The organism is Pseudomonas putida, assembly GCF_002025705.1.
In the GTDB taxonomy this organism is placed as follows: Bacteria; Pseudomonadota; Gammaproteobacteria; order Pseudomonadales; family Pseudomonadaceae; genus Aquipseudomonas; species Aquipseudomonas putida_J.
Genome location: NZ_CP018846.1, coordinates 1,498,924 through 1,514,135 on the forward strand (window position 1 = coordinate 1,498,924; position 15,212 = coordinate 1,514,135).

General features: G+C 63.6%; 13 protein-coding genes. 9 read left to right on the forward strand and 4 right to left on the reverse strand.

The window, feature by feature from the left end; genetic code table 11:
- Positions 1 to 31 precede the first annotated feature (31 nt).
- From tal to BUQ73_RS06870, 4 genes are all read right to left on the reverse strand, one after another.
- On the reverse strand, positions 32 to 958 hold the full coding sequence (gene tal, locus BUQ73_RS06855; protein ID WP_079227173.1) for a transaldolase: 927 nt from the start codon (positions 956 to 958) through the stop codon (positions 32 to 34).
- A gap of 414 nt (positions 959 to 1,372) precedes the next feature.
- Positions 1,373 to 2,383 carry a tRNA dihydrouridine(20/20a) synthase DusA gene (gene dusA / locus BUQ73_RS06860; protein WP_079227174.1) on the reverse strand — a complete coding sequence of 337 codons (1,011 nt, stop codon included), beginning with the start codon at positions 2,381 to 2,383 and terminating at the stop codon, positions 1,373 to 1,375.
- Between the two features lie 156 nt (positions 2,384 to 2,539).
- Entirely contained in the window at positions 2,540 to 3,139 is a 600-nt protein-coding gene (locus BUQ73_RS06865) for a phosphatase PAP2 family protein (RefSeq protein WP_079227175.1), read from the reverse strand.
- Between the two features lie 185 nt (positions 3,140 to 3,324).
- Positions 3,325 to 5,082 (reverse strand): phosphoethanolamine transferase CptA, encoded by a 1,758-nt coding sequence (locus BUQ73_RS06870; RefSeq protein WP_079227176.1) that lies wholly within the window; start codon positions 5,080 to 5,082, stop codon positions 3,325 to 3,327.
- Positions 5,083 to 5,601: 519 nt separating this feature from the next.
- Here BUQ73_RS06870 and sfnG point away from each other — a divergent pair.
- The 9 genes from sfnG (at position 5,602) to BUQ73_RS06915 (ending at position 15,187) form a co-directional block, all read left to right on the forward strand.
- Complete coding sequence (gene sfnG / locus BUQ73_RS06875; RefSeq protein ID WP_079227177.1) at positions 5,602 to 6,696, forward strand: dimethylsulfone monooxygenase SfnG; 1,095 nt, start codon at positions 5,602 to 5,604, stop codon at positions 6,694 to 6,696.
- Between the two features lie 163 nt (positions 6,697 to 6,859).
- Positions 6,860 to 7,459 (forward strand): DUF2491 family protein, encoded by a 600-nt coding sequence (locus BUQ73_RS06880; RefSeq protein ID WP_079227178.1) that lies wholly within the window; start codon positions 6,860 to 6,862, stop codon positions 7,457 to 7,459.
- 12 nt (positions 7,460 to 7,471) lie between these two features.
- Positions 7,472 to 7,897, forward strand: coding sequence for a DUF350 domain-containing protein (locus tag BUQ73_RS06885; RefSeq protein ID WP_027919591.1), 426 nt, complete (start codon positions 7,472 to 7,474; stop codon positions 7,895 to 7,897).
- 16 nt (positions 7,898 to 7,913) lie between these two features.
- Positions 7,914 to 8,642 (forward strand): DUF1190 domain-containing protein, encoded by a 729-nt coding sequence (locus tag BUQ73_RS06890; RefSeq protein WP_079227179.1) that lies wholly within the window; start codon positions 7,914 to 7,916, stop codon positions 8,640 to 8,642.
- A 2-nt stretch (positions 8,643 to 8,644) separates the two neighbouring features.
- The gene (locus tag BUQ73_RS06895) at positions 8,645 to 9,802 is read left to right on the forward strand and encodes a glutathionylspermidine synthase family protein (RefSeq protein ID WP_079227180.1); all 1,158 of its coding nucleotides are present in this window, start codon (positions 8,645 to 8,647) and stop codon (positions 9,800 to 9,802) included.
- A 282-nt stretch (positions 9,803 to 10,084) separates the two neighbouring features.
- The gene (locus BUQ73_RS06900; protein ID WP_079227181.1) at positions 10,085 to 10,567 is read left to right on the forward strand and encodes a formate dehydrogenase subunit gamma; all 483 of its coding nucleotides are present in this window, start codon (positions 10,085 to 10,087) and stop codon (positions 10,565 to 10,567) included.
- On the forward strand, positions 10,561 to 12,120 hold the full coding sequence (locus BUQ73_RS06905) for a formate dehydrogenase beta subunit (RefSeq protein WP_079227182.1): 1,560 nt from the start codon (positions 10,561 to 10,563) through the stop codon (positions 12,118 to 12,120). The genes BUQ73_RS06900 and BUQ73_RS06905 overlap by 7 nt, the downstream gene beginning before the upstream one ends.
- On the forward strand, positions 12,117 to 14,987 hold the full coding sequence (gene fdhF / locus BUQ73_RS06910) for a formate dehydrogenase subunit alpha (protein WP_079227183.1): 2,871 nt from the start codon (positions 12,117 to 12,119) through the stop codon (positions 14,985 to 14,987). The genes BUQ73_RS06905 and fdhF overlap by 4 nt, the downstream gene beginning before the upstream one ends.
- A complete protein-coding gene (locus BUQ73_RS06915) occupies positions 14,984 to 15,187 on the forward strand; it encodes a formate dehydrogenase subunit delta (protein WP_079227184.1) in 204 nt (67 codons plus the stop codon). Before fdhF ends, BUQ73_RS06915 begins: the two co-directional genes overlap by 4 nt.
- The last annotated feature ends 25 nt before the right edge of the window (positions 15,188 to 15,212 follow it).

Genomic DNA, 15,212 nt, shown 5'->3' on the forward strand with positions numbered 1-15,212 from the left:
TTTCCCGCCCGCCTGGCAAACCTTAGATGTATCAGGCTTTTTCAGCCATCAACTTCTCGAGTTTTTCCTGATCCCGGGCAAACTGGCGAATACCTTCGGCCAGCTTCTCGGTGCCCATGGCATCCTCGTTCATCGCCCAGCGGAACTGGCTTTCGTTCAGCACCTGCTTGGCTTCGCCGGCATTGCCTGGTTTCAGGATGCGTGGCAGTTCGCCCTGGTCGCTGCCGAGTTTGTCCAGCAGGTCCGGGCTGATGGTCAGGCGATCGCAGCCAGCCAGTTGTTCGATCTGGCCGAGATTGCGGAAGCTGGCGCCCATGACCACGGTGTCGTAGCCATTGGCCTTGTAGTAGTTGTAGATGCGCGTGACCGACTGCACGCCCGGGTCTTCGGCGCCGACGTATTCCTGGCCGGTGCTCTTCTTGTACCAGTCGTAGATACGGCCCACGAACGGCGAAATCAGGAACACCCCGGCATCGGCGCAAGCCTGGGCCTGGGCGAAGGAGAACAGCAGGGTCAGGTTGGTCTGGATGCCTTCTTTTTCCAGCTTCTCGGCGGCGCGGATGCCTTCCCAGGTGGAGGCCAGCTTGATCAGCACGCGGTCTTTCGACACCCCTGCGGCTTCGTACAGGGCAATCAGCTGGCGCGCCTTGTTCAGCAGGGCTGGCTCATCGAACGACAGGCGCGCGTCCACCTCGGTGGAGATGCGCCCCGGGATGACCTTGAGGATGCCCGCGCCCACGGCCACCGCGAACTTGTCGCAGGCCAGGTCGACATTGCCCTTGGCATCGGCCTTCACCTGTTTGAGCAGCTCGGCATAGCCCGGCATGGCGGCGGCCTTGAGCAGCAGCGACGGGTTGGTAGTGGCATCGACCGGCTTGAGGCGGGTGATGGCATCCAGGTCCCCGGTGTCGGCGACCACGGTGGTGAACTGCTTGAGTTGTTCCAGCTTGGAGGTCATGGCGTGCTCTGTCCTGTGCATTTACTCGACATTACCCGAGCCCAGACGGGCGCTCAAGAGGCCTGTGGGGCAGGGCGGAGTTACCGAAGGTGATGATTCGAGTCAGCAGCTGGCGCGAGGTTCCCTGGGGTTCATCTTGAGGGTGTTAGCGCCTATCAGATCGAGCGCCGCCCGCGCGGCGCATCGCGGATAAATCCGCTCCTACATCTTTTGCAACGTGGCCATGCCTGTCAGGCCATGGTTGTCAGCCGATTTGCACGGCTCAAGACATGCGCCAAGGCGGACGACCATGGCGTAACAGGCTCGGCACGTTGCAACAGATGTAGGAGCGGATTTATCCGCGATGCGCCGCCCGCGCGGCGCTCGATCTCACAGGCGCTGAAATGCTCCGGCAGCCCTATCCCTTTCCGAACCTCACCGCCCCTGCATCAACTCCGCCGCCTGATCGAACACCTTCAACGGCTCCGCCGCCTTGTGAATATCCGCCGACAGCAACTGCCGGAACCGCCGCGCCCCCGGGAAGCCTTGCCCCAGCCCCAGGATATGCCGGGTGATGTGATGCATCGCGCCCCCGCTTTCCATATGCGCCACGATATAAGGCCGCAACTGCTCCAGCGCCTCACTGCGGCTCACCACAGCTGCCTCGCTGCCAAACAATTGCTGGTCCACCTCGGCCAGCAGATAAGGGTTGTGGTATGCCTCACGCCCCAGCATCACGCCATCGAAGGTCGCCAGATGCGTCTGGCACTCCGCCAGGGTCTTGATCCCGCCATTGAGCACGATCTCCAGGTCCGGGAAGTCCGCCTTCAACTGCGCGGCCACGTCGTAGCGCAGCGGTGGGATCTCACGGTTTTCCTTCGGCGACAGCCCCTCGAGAATCGCGATCCGCGCATGCACGGTAAAACTGCGGCAACCGGCCTCACGCACCTGGCCGACGAAATCGCACAGCTCGGCATAGCTGTCGCGGCCATTGATGCCGATGCGGTGCTTCACCGTCACCGGCGTGGCTACCGCATCCTGCATGGCCTTCACGCAATCGGCCACCAGCGCCGGGTGGGCCATCAGGCAGGCGCCGATCATGTTGTTCTGCACCCGGTCGCTCGGGCAGCCAACGTTGAGGTTGACCTCGTCGTAGCCAGCTTCCTCGGCCAGCTTGGCACAGGCGGCCAGGTCAGCCGGCACGCTGCCGCCCAGTTGCAGGGCCAGCGGGTGCTCGGAGACGTCGTGGCGCAGGAAACGGTGGGCGTCGTTGTGCAGCAGGGCGCCGGTGGTGACCATTTCGGTGTAGAGCAGGGTTTGCTTGGAGAGCAGGCGCAGGAAGAACCGGCAGTGGCGGTCAGTCCAATCCATCATCGGCGCAACGCTGAAGCGGCGGGAGGGCTCAGGCCTTGTAGTACTTGGGTTCGTGGTCTGTTCTAGGGGCATTGTGGGCCAGGGCAACGATCGGAACATGGAAAAAGGCCGATGGCGCGGTCAGTGACCTCGCCAGATCGGCCTTCGGGAAAAGTTGCCCTAGTTTACCAAGAGTGGCAGGCCTGTGCCTGCCCGCTGCCAGGATGGCGACGCAACGTCGGTTTTACCTCAGCCCCGCAGCCAACCCGCCCTGATCGGCACCGCCATCAGGCTGCGATAGCACCGTTGCACCAGGTTGGTGACAGGCAGGCCGATACGTTTCCAGACAGGCGAGAACCCTGCATACACCAAAAACGAAACGACCATCGCCCCCACCATGTCGAGCGGGAAGTGCACGCCCAGGAATACCCGCGCCCAGGCAACGCTCAACCCGGTCAGCAGAATGACCACCCCCCAGCCCGACAAACCATCCAGCAGCAAGGTCAAGCCGATGCAGCCGAACACGGTCATGTGGTCGCTTGGGAATGATGAATCGGGTGCATGCATCATCCACGTGTGCCCCAAGCCCATCATGAATGGCCTTGGGTGTGGCCAGACTGCCCAGATGAGCTGGTTGGCGAGCAAGGCGATCACGGTAATCAAAGTCGCTTTCAGCATCAGCCTGCGCTCGCCAGAGCTCCCCCATAACCAGAAGCCCAGCAGCACAGGAAGCAGGTAGATCAGGCCGGCAGCGATGCCGATGGCGAGCTGAATCATCCAGTGCGGCGTGTCACCGCCAGCGTTGATCAGCAGGAAAAGGGTGCGGTTGAGTGCTTCAAGTTCGCCCATGTTTTACGTCCCCGCAGTTGTTGCAAGCGCCCATAGCTTCAATTAAAGCCGCTTGCTTTGTTCGCGTTGTAACTAAGGTATGAAGATTGTGTCATCAGGCAGGTGTGCCAGCGGGGCAAGAAAAAAGGCCGATGGCGTGGTCGGTAACCTCGCCTTCGGCCTTCGGACAGCCATGTAGCCGATCGCTACTTCTGAGCGTTGGCAGCCGTTTCCTGCTTGTGTTCCGCCTTGTCCTGCGGCAGCAGGTCAAACTCATGCAGCCCGTCTTTACGGTAGGGGTCACCGATCCAGCGAGGTGTTGCGGCAAACTGCGCGTTCACCAGGCTCTTGGCCGGTTCGTACTTGTCGTAACTCAACCCTGCCAGGTCCGACAGCGTATGAATCAGGTGCGAGCTGCTGTAGGAACGGTTGGCCATCGACTGCAGATCCCGTGGGTGTTCGGCCTGCCAGTTGGGTGAAGTCCACAGCAGGAACGGCACGGTGTACATCGGCCGGGTCGGTGCCCCTTCGTTGCGGCCCAGGCGGTCGTGGTTGCCGGAGCTGTACACGTCTTCGCCGTGGTCGGACAAGTACAGCAGGAAGCCGTTGGGCGTGGTCGCCGAATACTGCTTGATCAGGCTCGACACCACGAAGTCGTTGTAGCGCACGGCGTTGTCGTAGAAGTTGTAGGTTTCTACCTGGTCATCGGTCAGCGCGTCAGGCGCACCTTTGCGATCGGTGAAGTGCTGATAGGCATCCGGGTAGCGGTAGCGGTAGTCCATGTGCGTGCCCAGCAAGTGGACGATGATGAACTTCTTCGGCGCCGGGTCCTGCAGGGCCTTTTCGAACGGTGGCAGCACCACTTCGTCGTACTGGCTGGCGTTCTGGTTGCGCTGGTTGTTCAGGTACACCTGCTCGTCCGTCTGCTGCGAGAAGGTGGTGAGCATGGTGTTGCGCTTGGTCATGGTCTGCTGGTTGGTGATCCAGAAGGTCTTGTAGCCCGCCTGTTTCATCAGGTTCATCAGCGACGGCTCGGTGAGGAAGCGGTCGGGGTGTTCTTCGTCGCCGAAGGTGAGAATCTGCTGCATCACCTCGATGGTGTAAGGGCGCGGGGTGACCACGTTCTGGAACACGGTCAGGCTCTTGTCGGCGGCGGCCAGGGCATCCAGGTTTGGGGTGGTGTCGCGGTTGTAGCCGTACAGGTGCATGTGCTCGCGGGTGGTCGACTCACCGAGCACCAGTACCAGGGTGCGCGGGGCTTCGCCGCTGCTGTCCTGGAGGTTCTGCAGCGGGGGCAGGGCGGCGTTCTGGGCCAGCAGGTTCTGCATGTTGTTCAGCTGTTGCAGGTATTGGCGGTAGCCGACCACCAGTTGCCAAGGCACGGCAGGTTCCATGCGTTGCTGCACTTTCTCTGCCGCATCGGCGAAGTTGCGTTCCTGGGTGACCATCTGCTTGTAGAACGGCATCACCAGGTTGGCGACCAGCAACAGCACCGCCACCGGGACGCGGCTGCGCAGGCTCAGGGTGACCGGGCGGATGCGAGTCCACAGCAATACCGCGCCCACGGTGTACGCCACCAGGCCGAGCATCAGGCCAATGCTGAAGTACTGGCTGAAGTATTCGCCTGCTTCGGCGGTGTTCGACTCGAACATCACGAAGATGACGCTTTGCGAGAACTCCTGATGGTAGATGCCGAAGTAGCTCAAACCCACCAGCGAGGCAGCCCACAACACCATGCCGATGACGGCGGAGAGGGCGCGGGTGAGGCGTGGCAGCAGCAGAACCGGGACCAACCACAGGGTGCTGAGGAACAGGGCGTCACGGAAGCCCGCGAAACCGGTGGTGCCACTGAACAGCAGAAGCGACTGGGTGACGCCGGAGAAATACCAGAAGAACAGCAGGAGCCAGCCCAGGCCGGCCCAGTCCACGCGCTTGGACGCGGATGGGGATGCGGTGTTTGCCACGTGTGCCTCGTAGAACCATGGCGGCAACCCAAAAAGGGGGGGCTGCCGGAAAGGCAGTGACGCTAGAGGGTGGCATGTGAAAATTGCGTTAACGAATTATAGAAAAAGTCTTAACAAATCATTACGGCAGGGTGATTCCTCAGGTGCACACGCTGCACTGATTTCAGCGGTAAGACGCTGAACTCAAAGCCAACGCAGTCTTTGTAGGAGCGGCCTTGTGTCGCGAAAGGGCTGCTTCGCAGCCCTTTCGCGACACAAGGCCGCTCCTACAAATCGCGCGGATTCAAGCGGATGTACTGGAGGTGAGAGATCAAAAGGTAATCCATACCTTGCAGCATTTGGCTCGGCTAGCGGTGTAGGTGTTCGCTGGCGCACAGTGTTTCAGCAGCTTGCCTTGCTGGAGGCAGGCAACTATTCAAAATCTTTTCGGCATCTCGTTGAACTTGAAGCACTTTCTGCCCTGGCACGGTTGCTGCTCTGCTCCCTGGACTTTCACAGGTCCTGCCAAGGAGCACCCTCATGAGCCAGCAACCGATCAAATTCGCCTACTGGGTCCCCAACGTCAGTGGTGGCCTGGTGGTCAGCACCATCGAGCAGCGCACCAGCTGGGACATCGGCTACAACCGCAAACTGGCGCAGATCGCCGAGCGGGCCGGTTTCGACTACGCCTTGTCACAAATCCGCTTCACCGCCGGCTACGGCGCCGACAACCAGCACGAGTCGGTCACCATCAGCCACGCGCTGCTGGCGGCCACCGAGAAGCTCAAGGTTATTGCTGCCATTCTGCCGGGCCCATGGAACCCGGCGCTGGCGGCCAAGCAGCTGGCGAGCATCGACCAGTTCACCAATGGCCGTGTCGCCATCAACGTGGTATCGGGCTGGTTCAAGGGCGAGTTCCATGCCATTGGTGAGCCGTGGCTGGACCATGACGAACGCTATCGCCGCTCCGAAGAATTCATCCGGGCGCTCAAGGGCATCTGGACCGAAGACAACTTCACCTTCAACGGCGACTTCTATCGCTTTCGCAACTACAACCTCAAGCCCAAGCCGTTGCAGCAGCCGCACCCGGAAATCTTCCAGGGCGGCAGTTCGCGGGCGGCGCGGGACATGGCGGCGCGGGTGTCGGACTGGTACTTCACCAACGGCAATACGGTAGAAGGGATCAAGGCACAGGTCGACGATATTCGTGCCAAGGCCGCTGCCAACGGGCATTCGGTAAAGATCGGGGTGAATGCCTTCATCATCGCCCGCGATACCGAGGAACAGGCACGGGCGGTGTTGCAGGAGATCATCGACAAGGCCAACCCCGAGGCAGTGAAGGCTTTCGGGCATGAAGTGAAGCATGCCGGTTCCGCCAGCCCGGAAGGCGAGGGTAACTGGGCCAAGTCCAGCTTCGAAGACCTGGTGCAGTACAACGACGGCTTCAAGACCAACCTGATCGGCACACCGCAGCAGATTGCCGAGCGCATCGTGGCGTTGAAGGCGGTGGGGGTGGACCTGATTCTGTCCGGGTTCCTGCATTTCCAGGAGGAAGTGGCGTACTTCGGTGAGCAGGTGTTGCCATTGGTCAGGGCGCTGGAGGCAGAGAAGGCAGAGGAGCAGGCTGTCGCCTGAACTGCACACTACTCAGGGGGCGCCGGCAAGCGGGCGATGAGGCCGGTAGTAACATCACATTTCCAGCGACAAGAATGCTCACACCGTCAGTATTGGCCCTGGCGGTCAAACCCGTTAAGGTGTCGCCCCCAGCAAGGAACGCCGCGACCCCAGGGAGTAGTTGATGTCGCTTTTCAATCGGGCCAGCCCGCCTTTCGGCCTGCGCAATGGCTGTACTTTCACACCTGCCCGAACGCTCGAACCGTTGCTCGACGGTTACTCTGAACTCCAACTCCCCGGCCCGGAAACAGTCTGCGCCTGTGGAGAGGTCGACCTTGGCCAGTCAGTACGCCTGTTGCGTTACTACCTGGACAACGAAGATTACTGGCTGCAAGTGCTGATGCACGGCAGCCAGCCGGGCGATATCGTGCTGTTCGGCTACCACAGTGCCATTGCCGTGCGCGACGATGCGCACCGGCAGTACCTGGTCGGCTGCCTGTCCAAGGTCGGCCTGCCGATCTATACCCATGAAGGCTGCCTTTACTCCCGCCAATGGGGCCAGGCCCAAGGGCAGGCTGAGCTGGTCCAGTTCCATGAGCAGGTGGTCAACCCGCAAGCCCGCTATGGGGTCCAGCACCTGTCGATGCTTTATGCCCGCGACACGGGCCTGCTCGACCGCCGCGAATTCCTGCTGTTTTCCCTCGAAGAAGATGAGCACGGCGCGCTCACCTTCACCACCTCGCTGGGCATCACCCTGTTCCCCACGGACTTCAACGTAACCTGACAAGGATTCACCATGCTCGACGCGCTTCGTCTGTCACTCAATGCTTCGGCGGTGACCGGCTTCATCCTCTATATCAGTGTGGCGCTGCTGTTGTTCTGGCTGTTCCAGTTCATCTACACACGCATTACGCCCCACCGCGAGTTTTCGCTGATCCGTGAAAACAATCCGGCGGCCGCCATCGCCCTGGGTGGCTCGCTGATCGGTTTCTCGCTGCCGGCCAGCAACATCATCGCCTACAGCGTGAGCATTCTCGACTTCGTTGCCTGGGTGGTGATCGCAGCCGTGGTGCAATTGCTTGCCTTTGGCCTCACCAGCCTGGTGCTGCGCGACCTGTCCAGGCGCATCGTCAAAGGCGAACTGGCTGCGGCCATTTACGCCGCCAGCGTGGCAATCAGCGTGGGCTTTCTCAATTCGGCCTGCATGACGCCGGCGGCCTGAAGTGCAAGGATTCCCGATGAAGCCACCTATTCGACGCAGCTCCGTCAAGTTGGTGCTGGCCGGCTCGCTGCCGCTGGCGCTGACCGCTTGCGGCCCGCAGGAAGAGCTGTACACGGTTACCCAGCAAAGCAATTACGACAGCGTGGCGGCCTGCGTGGCCGACAAGGTGCCCGAAGCCGCCTGCAACGATGCCTTCAAGCGGGCGCTGGCGGATTATCAGCGCAATGCGCCGACGTTCTTCACCAAGGCGGAGTGTGAGGCGCAGTTCACCCCGGACGGTTGCCAGATCACCGTCGGTGGCCGCTATATGCCGCGCATGAGTGGCTTCGAGTTGCAGACCAGCGCTGAGGTCACGCAGTCTCAGCTCGACGCAGGTTATGCCCAGGGCGGTGGCTACGGCCATGTGGCCACCGCCGCAGTGGCCGGCATGCTGCTTGCGCAGATGGGCAACAGCGCCGGCCGCCAATACAACGCGCAACCGTTGTATGCCTATCGCGACGGTGCAGGCCAGCGGCACGGTTTGCTTGGCCAGCGTTACGCTGCCACGGGCGGCGGCATTCAGCGAGTGAAGCAGGACGAAGAGACCAGCAGTTCTTCGAGTGGGGGCGGAGGTGGCTACGTCGGCTCAAGCCGCAATGAATCGCGTTCCGCGACCTCGGCCTCGGTCATACGCGGAGGCTTCGGTGGCCAGGCCACAGCGCGCAGCGGTTGGGGCGGCAGATCCGGCAGTTTCTTCGGGGGGTAGGCATGCGCAAGGTCGAACTGGCGGAGCGCCCCGATTGGCGCACGACAGCCCTGCGCGAGGGCTTTGCTTTTCACACTATCGACGGTGAGCGTTACTGGGACGAACGTGGTTACTACCAGTTCAGCGAGGCCCAGGTGGTGCAAGATCTGCATGCCCCGACCACAGAGCTGCACGCGATGTGCCTGGATGCGGTTGGGCGCATCGTAGAGAGCGAGGCACTGATGGCGCGCCTGGCGATTCCGCCAGCCTTCTTCGATCTGGTGCGTCGCTCATGGCAAGAGGGGCAGGCGCACCTCTACGGGCGCTTCGACTTCAGCTACGACGGCAACGGCCCGGCGAAGTTGATCGAGGCCAACTACGACACGCCCACCTCGCTGTATGAAGCGGCGGCGTTTCAGCTGATCTGGCTGGAGGAGCAGATCCAGAGGGGCGTTCTGCCCGCCGATGCGAGCCAGTTCAATACCCTGGCAGAGGACCTGGTGCAGGCATTTGCAGCGATGCCGGGGCATGGCGAGTTCCATTTCTCGACCATTTCCGGTTCGCTGGAGGACCGCGGCACCACCGACTTTCTGCGCAAGATGGCCGAGCATGCCGGCATCCGCACCCGGCATATCGACCTGGAGGACATCGGCCTGAACGGCGAGGGCCGCTTCGTCGACCTGCAGGGGCGGGCGATTGCGCGGTTGTTCAAGCTGCATGCCTGGGAGCACATCTTCCACGAGGACTTCGGCCAGGCGATTGCAGGTTGCGACACGCAGTTCGTCGAGCCACCCTGGAAGGCGTTGATTTCCAACAAAGGCATTCTGCCGTTGCTCTGGGAGTGGCATGAAGGCCATCCGAACCTGTTGCCGGCCTTTGTCGACGACAGCCCGCAGTTACCGGTGCCCAAGGGCTGGGTACGCAAGCCGTATTTCTCGCGGGAAGGGGCCAATGTGGATATCCGCACCGCCGAGGGGGAGCGGGTATTCGAGGACGGGCCATACGATGATGCGCCGTACATCCTGCAGGCGTTTGCACCACTGCCGAAGTTTGCTGACAGCTATACCCTGATCGGGTCCTGGGTGGTGGGGGGCAGGGCTTCGGGGATAGGCATCCGCGAAGATGATTCGCTGATTACCAAGGACAGTTCGCGGTTCTTGCCCCATGTGGTGATTGGCTGAAGGGCCTCTTCGCGGTTTGCCCGCGATGGGGCCAGCAAAACCAGCACAGGCCTTCAGGTCGGTTTCAGGATGCGCCTGGTCGCTCGCATACAACCCCCCGGCGCCACAAGTGCCATGCTTGTGGGATGCCCATGAGCCCAGTGCGCGCAGACGCACGGCCATCGGCAAGGAGGCCCCCGTGCCCACGCCACCGTGACGTGGCCGGTGTGCCGCAGCAGAACACGCCGGATACCTGCCCTCCATAACAATTCAGGCCGGGTCCGTGATGCCGAGGTCCGCTGTATGCCTGATGAACTGCTCCACCTGCCCGTTATCCAAAGCATCCTGAACCGTGACAAGGACACCCCCGGCGCGCTGTTGCCGATCCTTCACACCATCCAGGAAGCCATCGGCTTCATCCCCGAGGCCGCCGTCCCGGAAATTGCCCACGCCCTGAACCTCAGCCTGGCCGAGGTGCGCGGGGTGATCAGCTTCTATCACGACTTCCGCACCACACCGCCCGCCCGTCACACCTTGCGCCTGTGCCGCGCCGAATCGTGCCAGAGCCGTGGCAGCGAAGCCCTGGCCGCGCAACTGCGCGAACAGCTGGCGCTGGATGACCACGGCACCAGCGCCGACGGTGCCATCAGCCTGCGCCCGGTGTATTGCCTGGGTGCGTGTGCCTGTTCGCCGGCGCTGGAGCTGGACGGCCAGCTGCATGCACGGCTTACCCCCGAGTGCCTGCGGGCGCTGGTGAACGGTTGCCTGGAGGGCGAAACATGCTGAAGTTGTTCATCCCCTGTGATTCGGTGGCACGCGCGGTTGGTGCCGACCAGGTAGCCGCCGCCATCCTTTCGGAAGCCGAACGCCGCCAGCTGCCGGTCGAGATCCAGCGCACCAGCTCACGCGGGCTTTATTGGCTGGAGCCGCTGGTGGAGTGTGAAAGCACGCAAGGGCGCCAAGGTTTCGGCCCGGTCAGCCCGGCAGATGTACCGTCGCTGCTCGACGCGCTGGTCGGCCAACCCGGTGGTCATTCGCTGGCGCTGGGCCCGGTCGAAGAAATGGCTTACCTGAAAACCCAGCAACGCCTGTTGTTCGCCCGCGCCGGCATCACCCGCCCATTGTCGCTGGACGACTACCGTGCCCATGGCGGCTTCAAGGGCCTGGAAAATGCCGTGGCGCTGGACGGCGCCGCCGTGGTCGCCAGCGTGCTCGATTCCGGCCTGCGCGGTCGGGGTGGCGCGGCGTTCCCGGCGGGCATCAAGTGGCGCACCGTGCGCGACGCAAGGCCTGGGCAGAAGTACGTGGTGTGCAACGCAGACGAGGGCGATTCTGGCACCTTCGCCGACCGGATGCTGATGGAGGGCGACCCCTTCCTGCTGATCGAAGGCATGATCATCGCCGGCCTCGCCGTCGGGGCCGACCAAGGCTACATCTATGTGCGCTCGGAATACCCGGATGCCATCCGTGTGCTCAACCAGGCCAGCGCCATCGCCCGCGCCGCCGGGTACCTCGGCAGCGATGTGGCCGGCAGCGGCCAGGCCTTCGACCTGGAAGTACGGGTAGGTGCCGGTGCCTATATCTGCGGCGAGGAAACGGCGCTGCTCGAATCCATCGAAGGCAAGCGCGGCATCGTTCGCGCCAAGCCGCCACTGCCCGCGCTCGAAGGCCTGTTCGGCCTGCCGACACTGGTGCACAACGTGCTCACCCTGGCCTCGGTGCCGACCATCCTGGCCGAGGGCGCGGCGTTCTACCGCGATTTCGGCATGGGCCGTTCGCTCGGCACCATGCCGTTCCAGCTAGCCGGCAATATCCGCCACAGCGGCCTGGTGGAACGCGCCTTTGGCCTGACCCTGCGCGAGCTGGTGGAAGGCTACGGCGGCGGCACCGCCAGCGGTCGCCCGCTCAAGGCAGCCCAGGTCGGCGGGCCGCTCGGCGCCTGGGTACCGCCCAGCCACTTCGATACCCCGCTGGACTACGAGGCCTTCGCTGCCATGGGCGCGATGCTCGGCCACGGCGGCGTCGTGGTGGCTGACGACACGCTGAACATGGCCAGCATGGCGCGCTTCGCCTTGCAGTTCTGCGCCGAGGAATCCTGTGGCAAGTGCACCCCGTGCCGGATCGGCTCGACCCGCGGCATGGAGGTGGTCGACCGGCTGATCGCGACCAGCGACTTCAGCGAGCGCCATGACCAGGCCCTGCTGCTGCGCGACCTGTGCGACACCATGCAATACGGCTCGCTGTGCGCCATGGGCGGCATGACCGCCTACCCGGTGGCCAGCGCCCTCAAGTATTTCCCCGCCGATTTCGGGCTGACCACCACGGAGGCCGCGCAGTGATCAATTACTTCGACCCCGAAACCGATCTGGGCACGCCTGCCCGCGACAGCGACGTGCAGGTCAGCCTGAATATCGATGGCCGCAGCATCAGCGTGCCGGCCGGTACCTCGGTGATGCGCGCCGCCGCGCTGCTGGGCACCAGCATCCCCAAACTGTGCGCCACCGACAGCCTTGAGGCGTTCGGTTCGTGCCGCATGTGCATGGTGGAAATCGAAGGCATGCGTGGTTACCCGGCCTCGTGCACCACGCCGGTTGCCGAGGGCATGGTGGTGCGCACGCAAACCTCACGCCTGGCCGACCTGCGGCGCAATGTGATGGAACTGTATATCTCCGACCACCCGCTCGACTGCCTGACCTGCTCGGCCAACGGCAACTGCGAACTGCAGACCGTCGCGGGCCAGGTCGGCCTGCGCGAGGTGCGCTACGGCTACGATGGCGCCAACCACCTGGCAGAGAAAAAGGACACCTCCAACCCGTATTTCAACTACGAGCCGAGCAAGTGCATCGTCTGCAGCCGGTGCGTGCGTGCCTGCGAAGACATCCAGGGCACCTTCGCCCTGACCATCACCGGGCGCGGGTTCGATTCGCGGGTAGCGGCGGCCGGCGGCGACAACTTCCTCACTTCCGAATGCGTGTCGTGCGGCGCCTGCGTGCAGGCCTGCCCGACGGCGACGCTCACCGAAAAGAGCCTGGTCCAGCTGGGCCAGCCCGAGCGTGCGGTGATCACCACCTGCGCCTACTGCGGCGTAGGCTGCTCGTTCCGCGCCGAGATGAAGGGCGACCAGCTGGTGCGCATGGTCCCGGACAAGAACGGCGGCGCCAACCATGGCCACGCTTGCGTCAAGGGCCGCTTCGCCTGGGGCTATGCCACCCACCCCGACCGCATCACCAAACCGATGATCCGTAAACGCCTGGAAGACCCCTGGCAGGAAGTCAGCTGGGACGAGGCGGTGACCTACGCCGCCAGCGAGTTCCGCCGTATCCAGCTCAAGTACGGGCGCGACTCCATCGGCGGCATCACCTCCAGCCGCTGCACCAACGAAGAAGCCTACCTGGTACAGAAACTGGTGCGCACGGCGTTCGGCAACAACAACGTCGATACTTGCGCGCGGGTGTGCCATTCGCCTACGGGTTATGGCCTGAAGCAGACGCTCGGTGAGTCGGCAGGCACCCAGAGCTTCGACTCGGTGATGCAGGCTGACGTGATCCTGGTGATCGGCGCCAACCCTACCGACGCCCATCCGGTATTCGGCTCGCAGCTCAAGCGCCGTCTGCGCCAGGGCGCACGGTTGATCGTCATCGACCCACGGCGCATCGACCTGGTCGACTCGCCCCACGCCCGTGCCGACCTGCACCTGCAGCTGCGCCCCGGTACCAACGTGGCCATGCTCAACGCCCTGGCCCACGTGATCGTCAGTGAGGGCCTGCTGGCCCAGCGTTTCATCGACGCCCGTTGCGAAACCGAGGACTTCGCCCGCTGGCGCGATTTTGTCAGCCTGGCGGAAAACGCCCCGGAGGCCCTGGGGCCTGTATGCGGCGTGCCCGCCGAGCAGATCCGCGCCGCCGCCCGGCTGTACGCCACCGGCGGTAACGCGGCCATCTACTACGGGCTGGGTGTGACCGAGCACAGCCAGGGCAGTACCGCGGTGATGGGTATCGCCAACCTGGCCATGGCCACCGGCAACATCGGCCGCGAAGGGGTAGGGGTGAACCCGCTGCGCGGACAGAACAACGTGCAGGGCTCCTGCGACATGGGCTCGTTCCCCCACGAGCTGCCCGGCTACCGGCATATTTCCAACGAAGGCGTGCGCGCCGAGTTCGAGCAGGCCTGGGGCGTGACCCTGCAGCCCGACCCGGGCCTGCGCATCCCCAACATGTTCGAGGCGGCGCTGGACGGCAGTTTCAAGGCGCTGTACTGCCAGGGCGAGGACATCGCCCAGAGCGACCCCAACACCCAGCACGTCACCGCCGCCCTGCGGGCGATGGAGTGTGTGGTGGTGCAGGACATCTTCCTCAACGAGACGGCCAAGTTTGCCCACGTGTTCCTGCCGGGCAGCTCGTTCCTCGAGAAGGACGGTACCTTCACCAACGCCGAGCGGCGCATCTCGCGGGTGCGCAAGGTCATGGAGCCACTGGCCGGCAAGGCCGACTGGGAAGCCACCGTGGCCCTGGCCAACGCCCTGGGCTACCCGATGAGCTATCGCCACCCGGCCGAGATCATGGACGAGATCGCCCGCCTGACGCCGAGCTTCCACCGCGTCAGCTATGCCGAGATCGACCGCCACGGCAGCCTGCAGTGGCCCTGCAACGACGCCGCCCCGGACGGCACCCCGACCATGCACATCGACCAGTTCGTGCGTGGCAAGGGGCGCTTCATGCTGACCGGTTATGTGCCCACCGACGAGAAGGTCAACAGCCGCTTCCCGCTGCTGCTGACCACCGGGCGCATCCTCAGCCAGTACAACGTCGGCGCCCAGACCCGGCGTACCGGCAACACCGCCTGGCACGATGCCGACCGGCTGGAGATCCACCCCAGCGACGCCGAAAGCCGTGGCATCCGCGAGGGCGACTGGGTGGGTATCGGCAGCCGCGCGGGGCAGACCGTGTTGCGTGCCAGGGTCAGTGCGCGGGTGGCGCCGGGGGTGGTATACACCACCTTCCACTTCCCCGAGTCTGGCGCCAACGTGATCACCACCGACAACTCCGACTGGGCCACCAACTGCCCGGAGTACAAGGTCACGGCGGTAGAGGTGGTGAAAGTGTTCCACCCGTCGGAATGGCAGAAACGCTACCAGGACTTCAGTGACGAACAGCGGCGCCTGCTGAAGGAACGCCGCACTGCGGAGAGAGCCGAGGTGCGCCGATGAGCAGCGACAACCTGGTCAAGATGGCCAACCAGATCGCCCACTACTTCGACAGTGAGCCAAACCGGGCGCTGGCGGTGCAGGGGGTGAGGCAGCATCTGCAGAGCTTCTGGACACCGGCGATGCGCCGGCAGCTGGGGGAGTGGATTGCTGTCCATGGTCAGGAAGGGCTGGATGCCAAGGTGGTGGAGGCATTGGCCTAGCGCTCGCCTGTTCTGGCCCCTTCGC

What these genes read in the sequence shown, in the direction of transcription:
- tal (WP_079227173.1), bottom strand. Translation starts at nt 958, where the DNA reads ATGACCTCCAAGCTGGAACAACTCAAGCAGTTCACCACCGTGGTCGCC.
- dusA (WP_079227174.1), bottom strand. Translation starts at nt 2,383, where the DNA reads ATGCCCCTAGAACAGACCACGAACCCAAGTACTACAAGGCCTGAGCCC.
- BUQ73_RS06865 (WP_079227175.1), bottom strand. Translation starts at nt 3,139, where the DNA reads ATGGGCGAACTTGAAGCACTCAACCGCACCCTTTTCCTGCTGATCAAC.
- sfnG (WP_079227177.1), top strand. Translation starts at nt 5,602, where the DNA reads ATGAGCCAGCAACCGATCAAATTCGCCTACTGGGTCCCCAACGTCAGT.
- BUQ73_RS06880 (WP_079227178.1), top strand. Translation starts at nt 6,860, where the DNA reads ATGTCGCTTTTCAATCGGGCCAGCCCGCCTTTCGGCCTGCGCAATGGC.
- BUQ73_RS06885 (WP_027919591.1), top strand. Translation starts at nt 7,472, where the DNA reads ATGCTCGACGCGCTTCGTCTGTCACTCAATGCTTCGGCGGTGACCGGC.
- BUQ73_RS06890 (WP_079227179.1), top strand. Translation starts at nt 7,914, where the DNA reads ATGAAGCCACCTATTCGACGCAGCTCCGTCAAGTTGGTGCTGGCCGGC.
- BUQ73_RS06895 (WP_079227180.1), top strand. Translation starts at nt 8,645, where the DNA reads ATGCGCAAGGTCGAACTGGCGGAGCGCCCCGATTGGCGCACGACAGCC.
- BUQ73_RS06900 (WP_079227181.1), top strand. Translation starts at nt 10,085, where the DNA reads ATGCCTGATGAACTGCTCCACCTGCCCGTTATCCAAAGCATCCTGAAC.
- BUQ73_RS06905 (WP_079227182.1), top strand. Translation starts at nt 10,561, where the DNA reads ATGCTGAAGTTGTTCATCCCCTGTGATTCGGTGGCACGCGCGGTTGGT.
- BUQ73_RS06915 (WP_079227184.1), top strand. Translation starts at nt 14,984, where the DNA reads ATGAGCAGCGACAACCTGGTCAAGATGGCCAACCAGATCGCCCACTAC.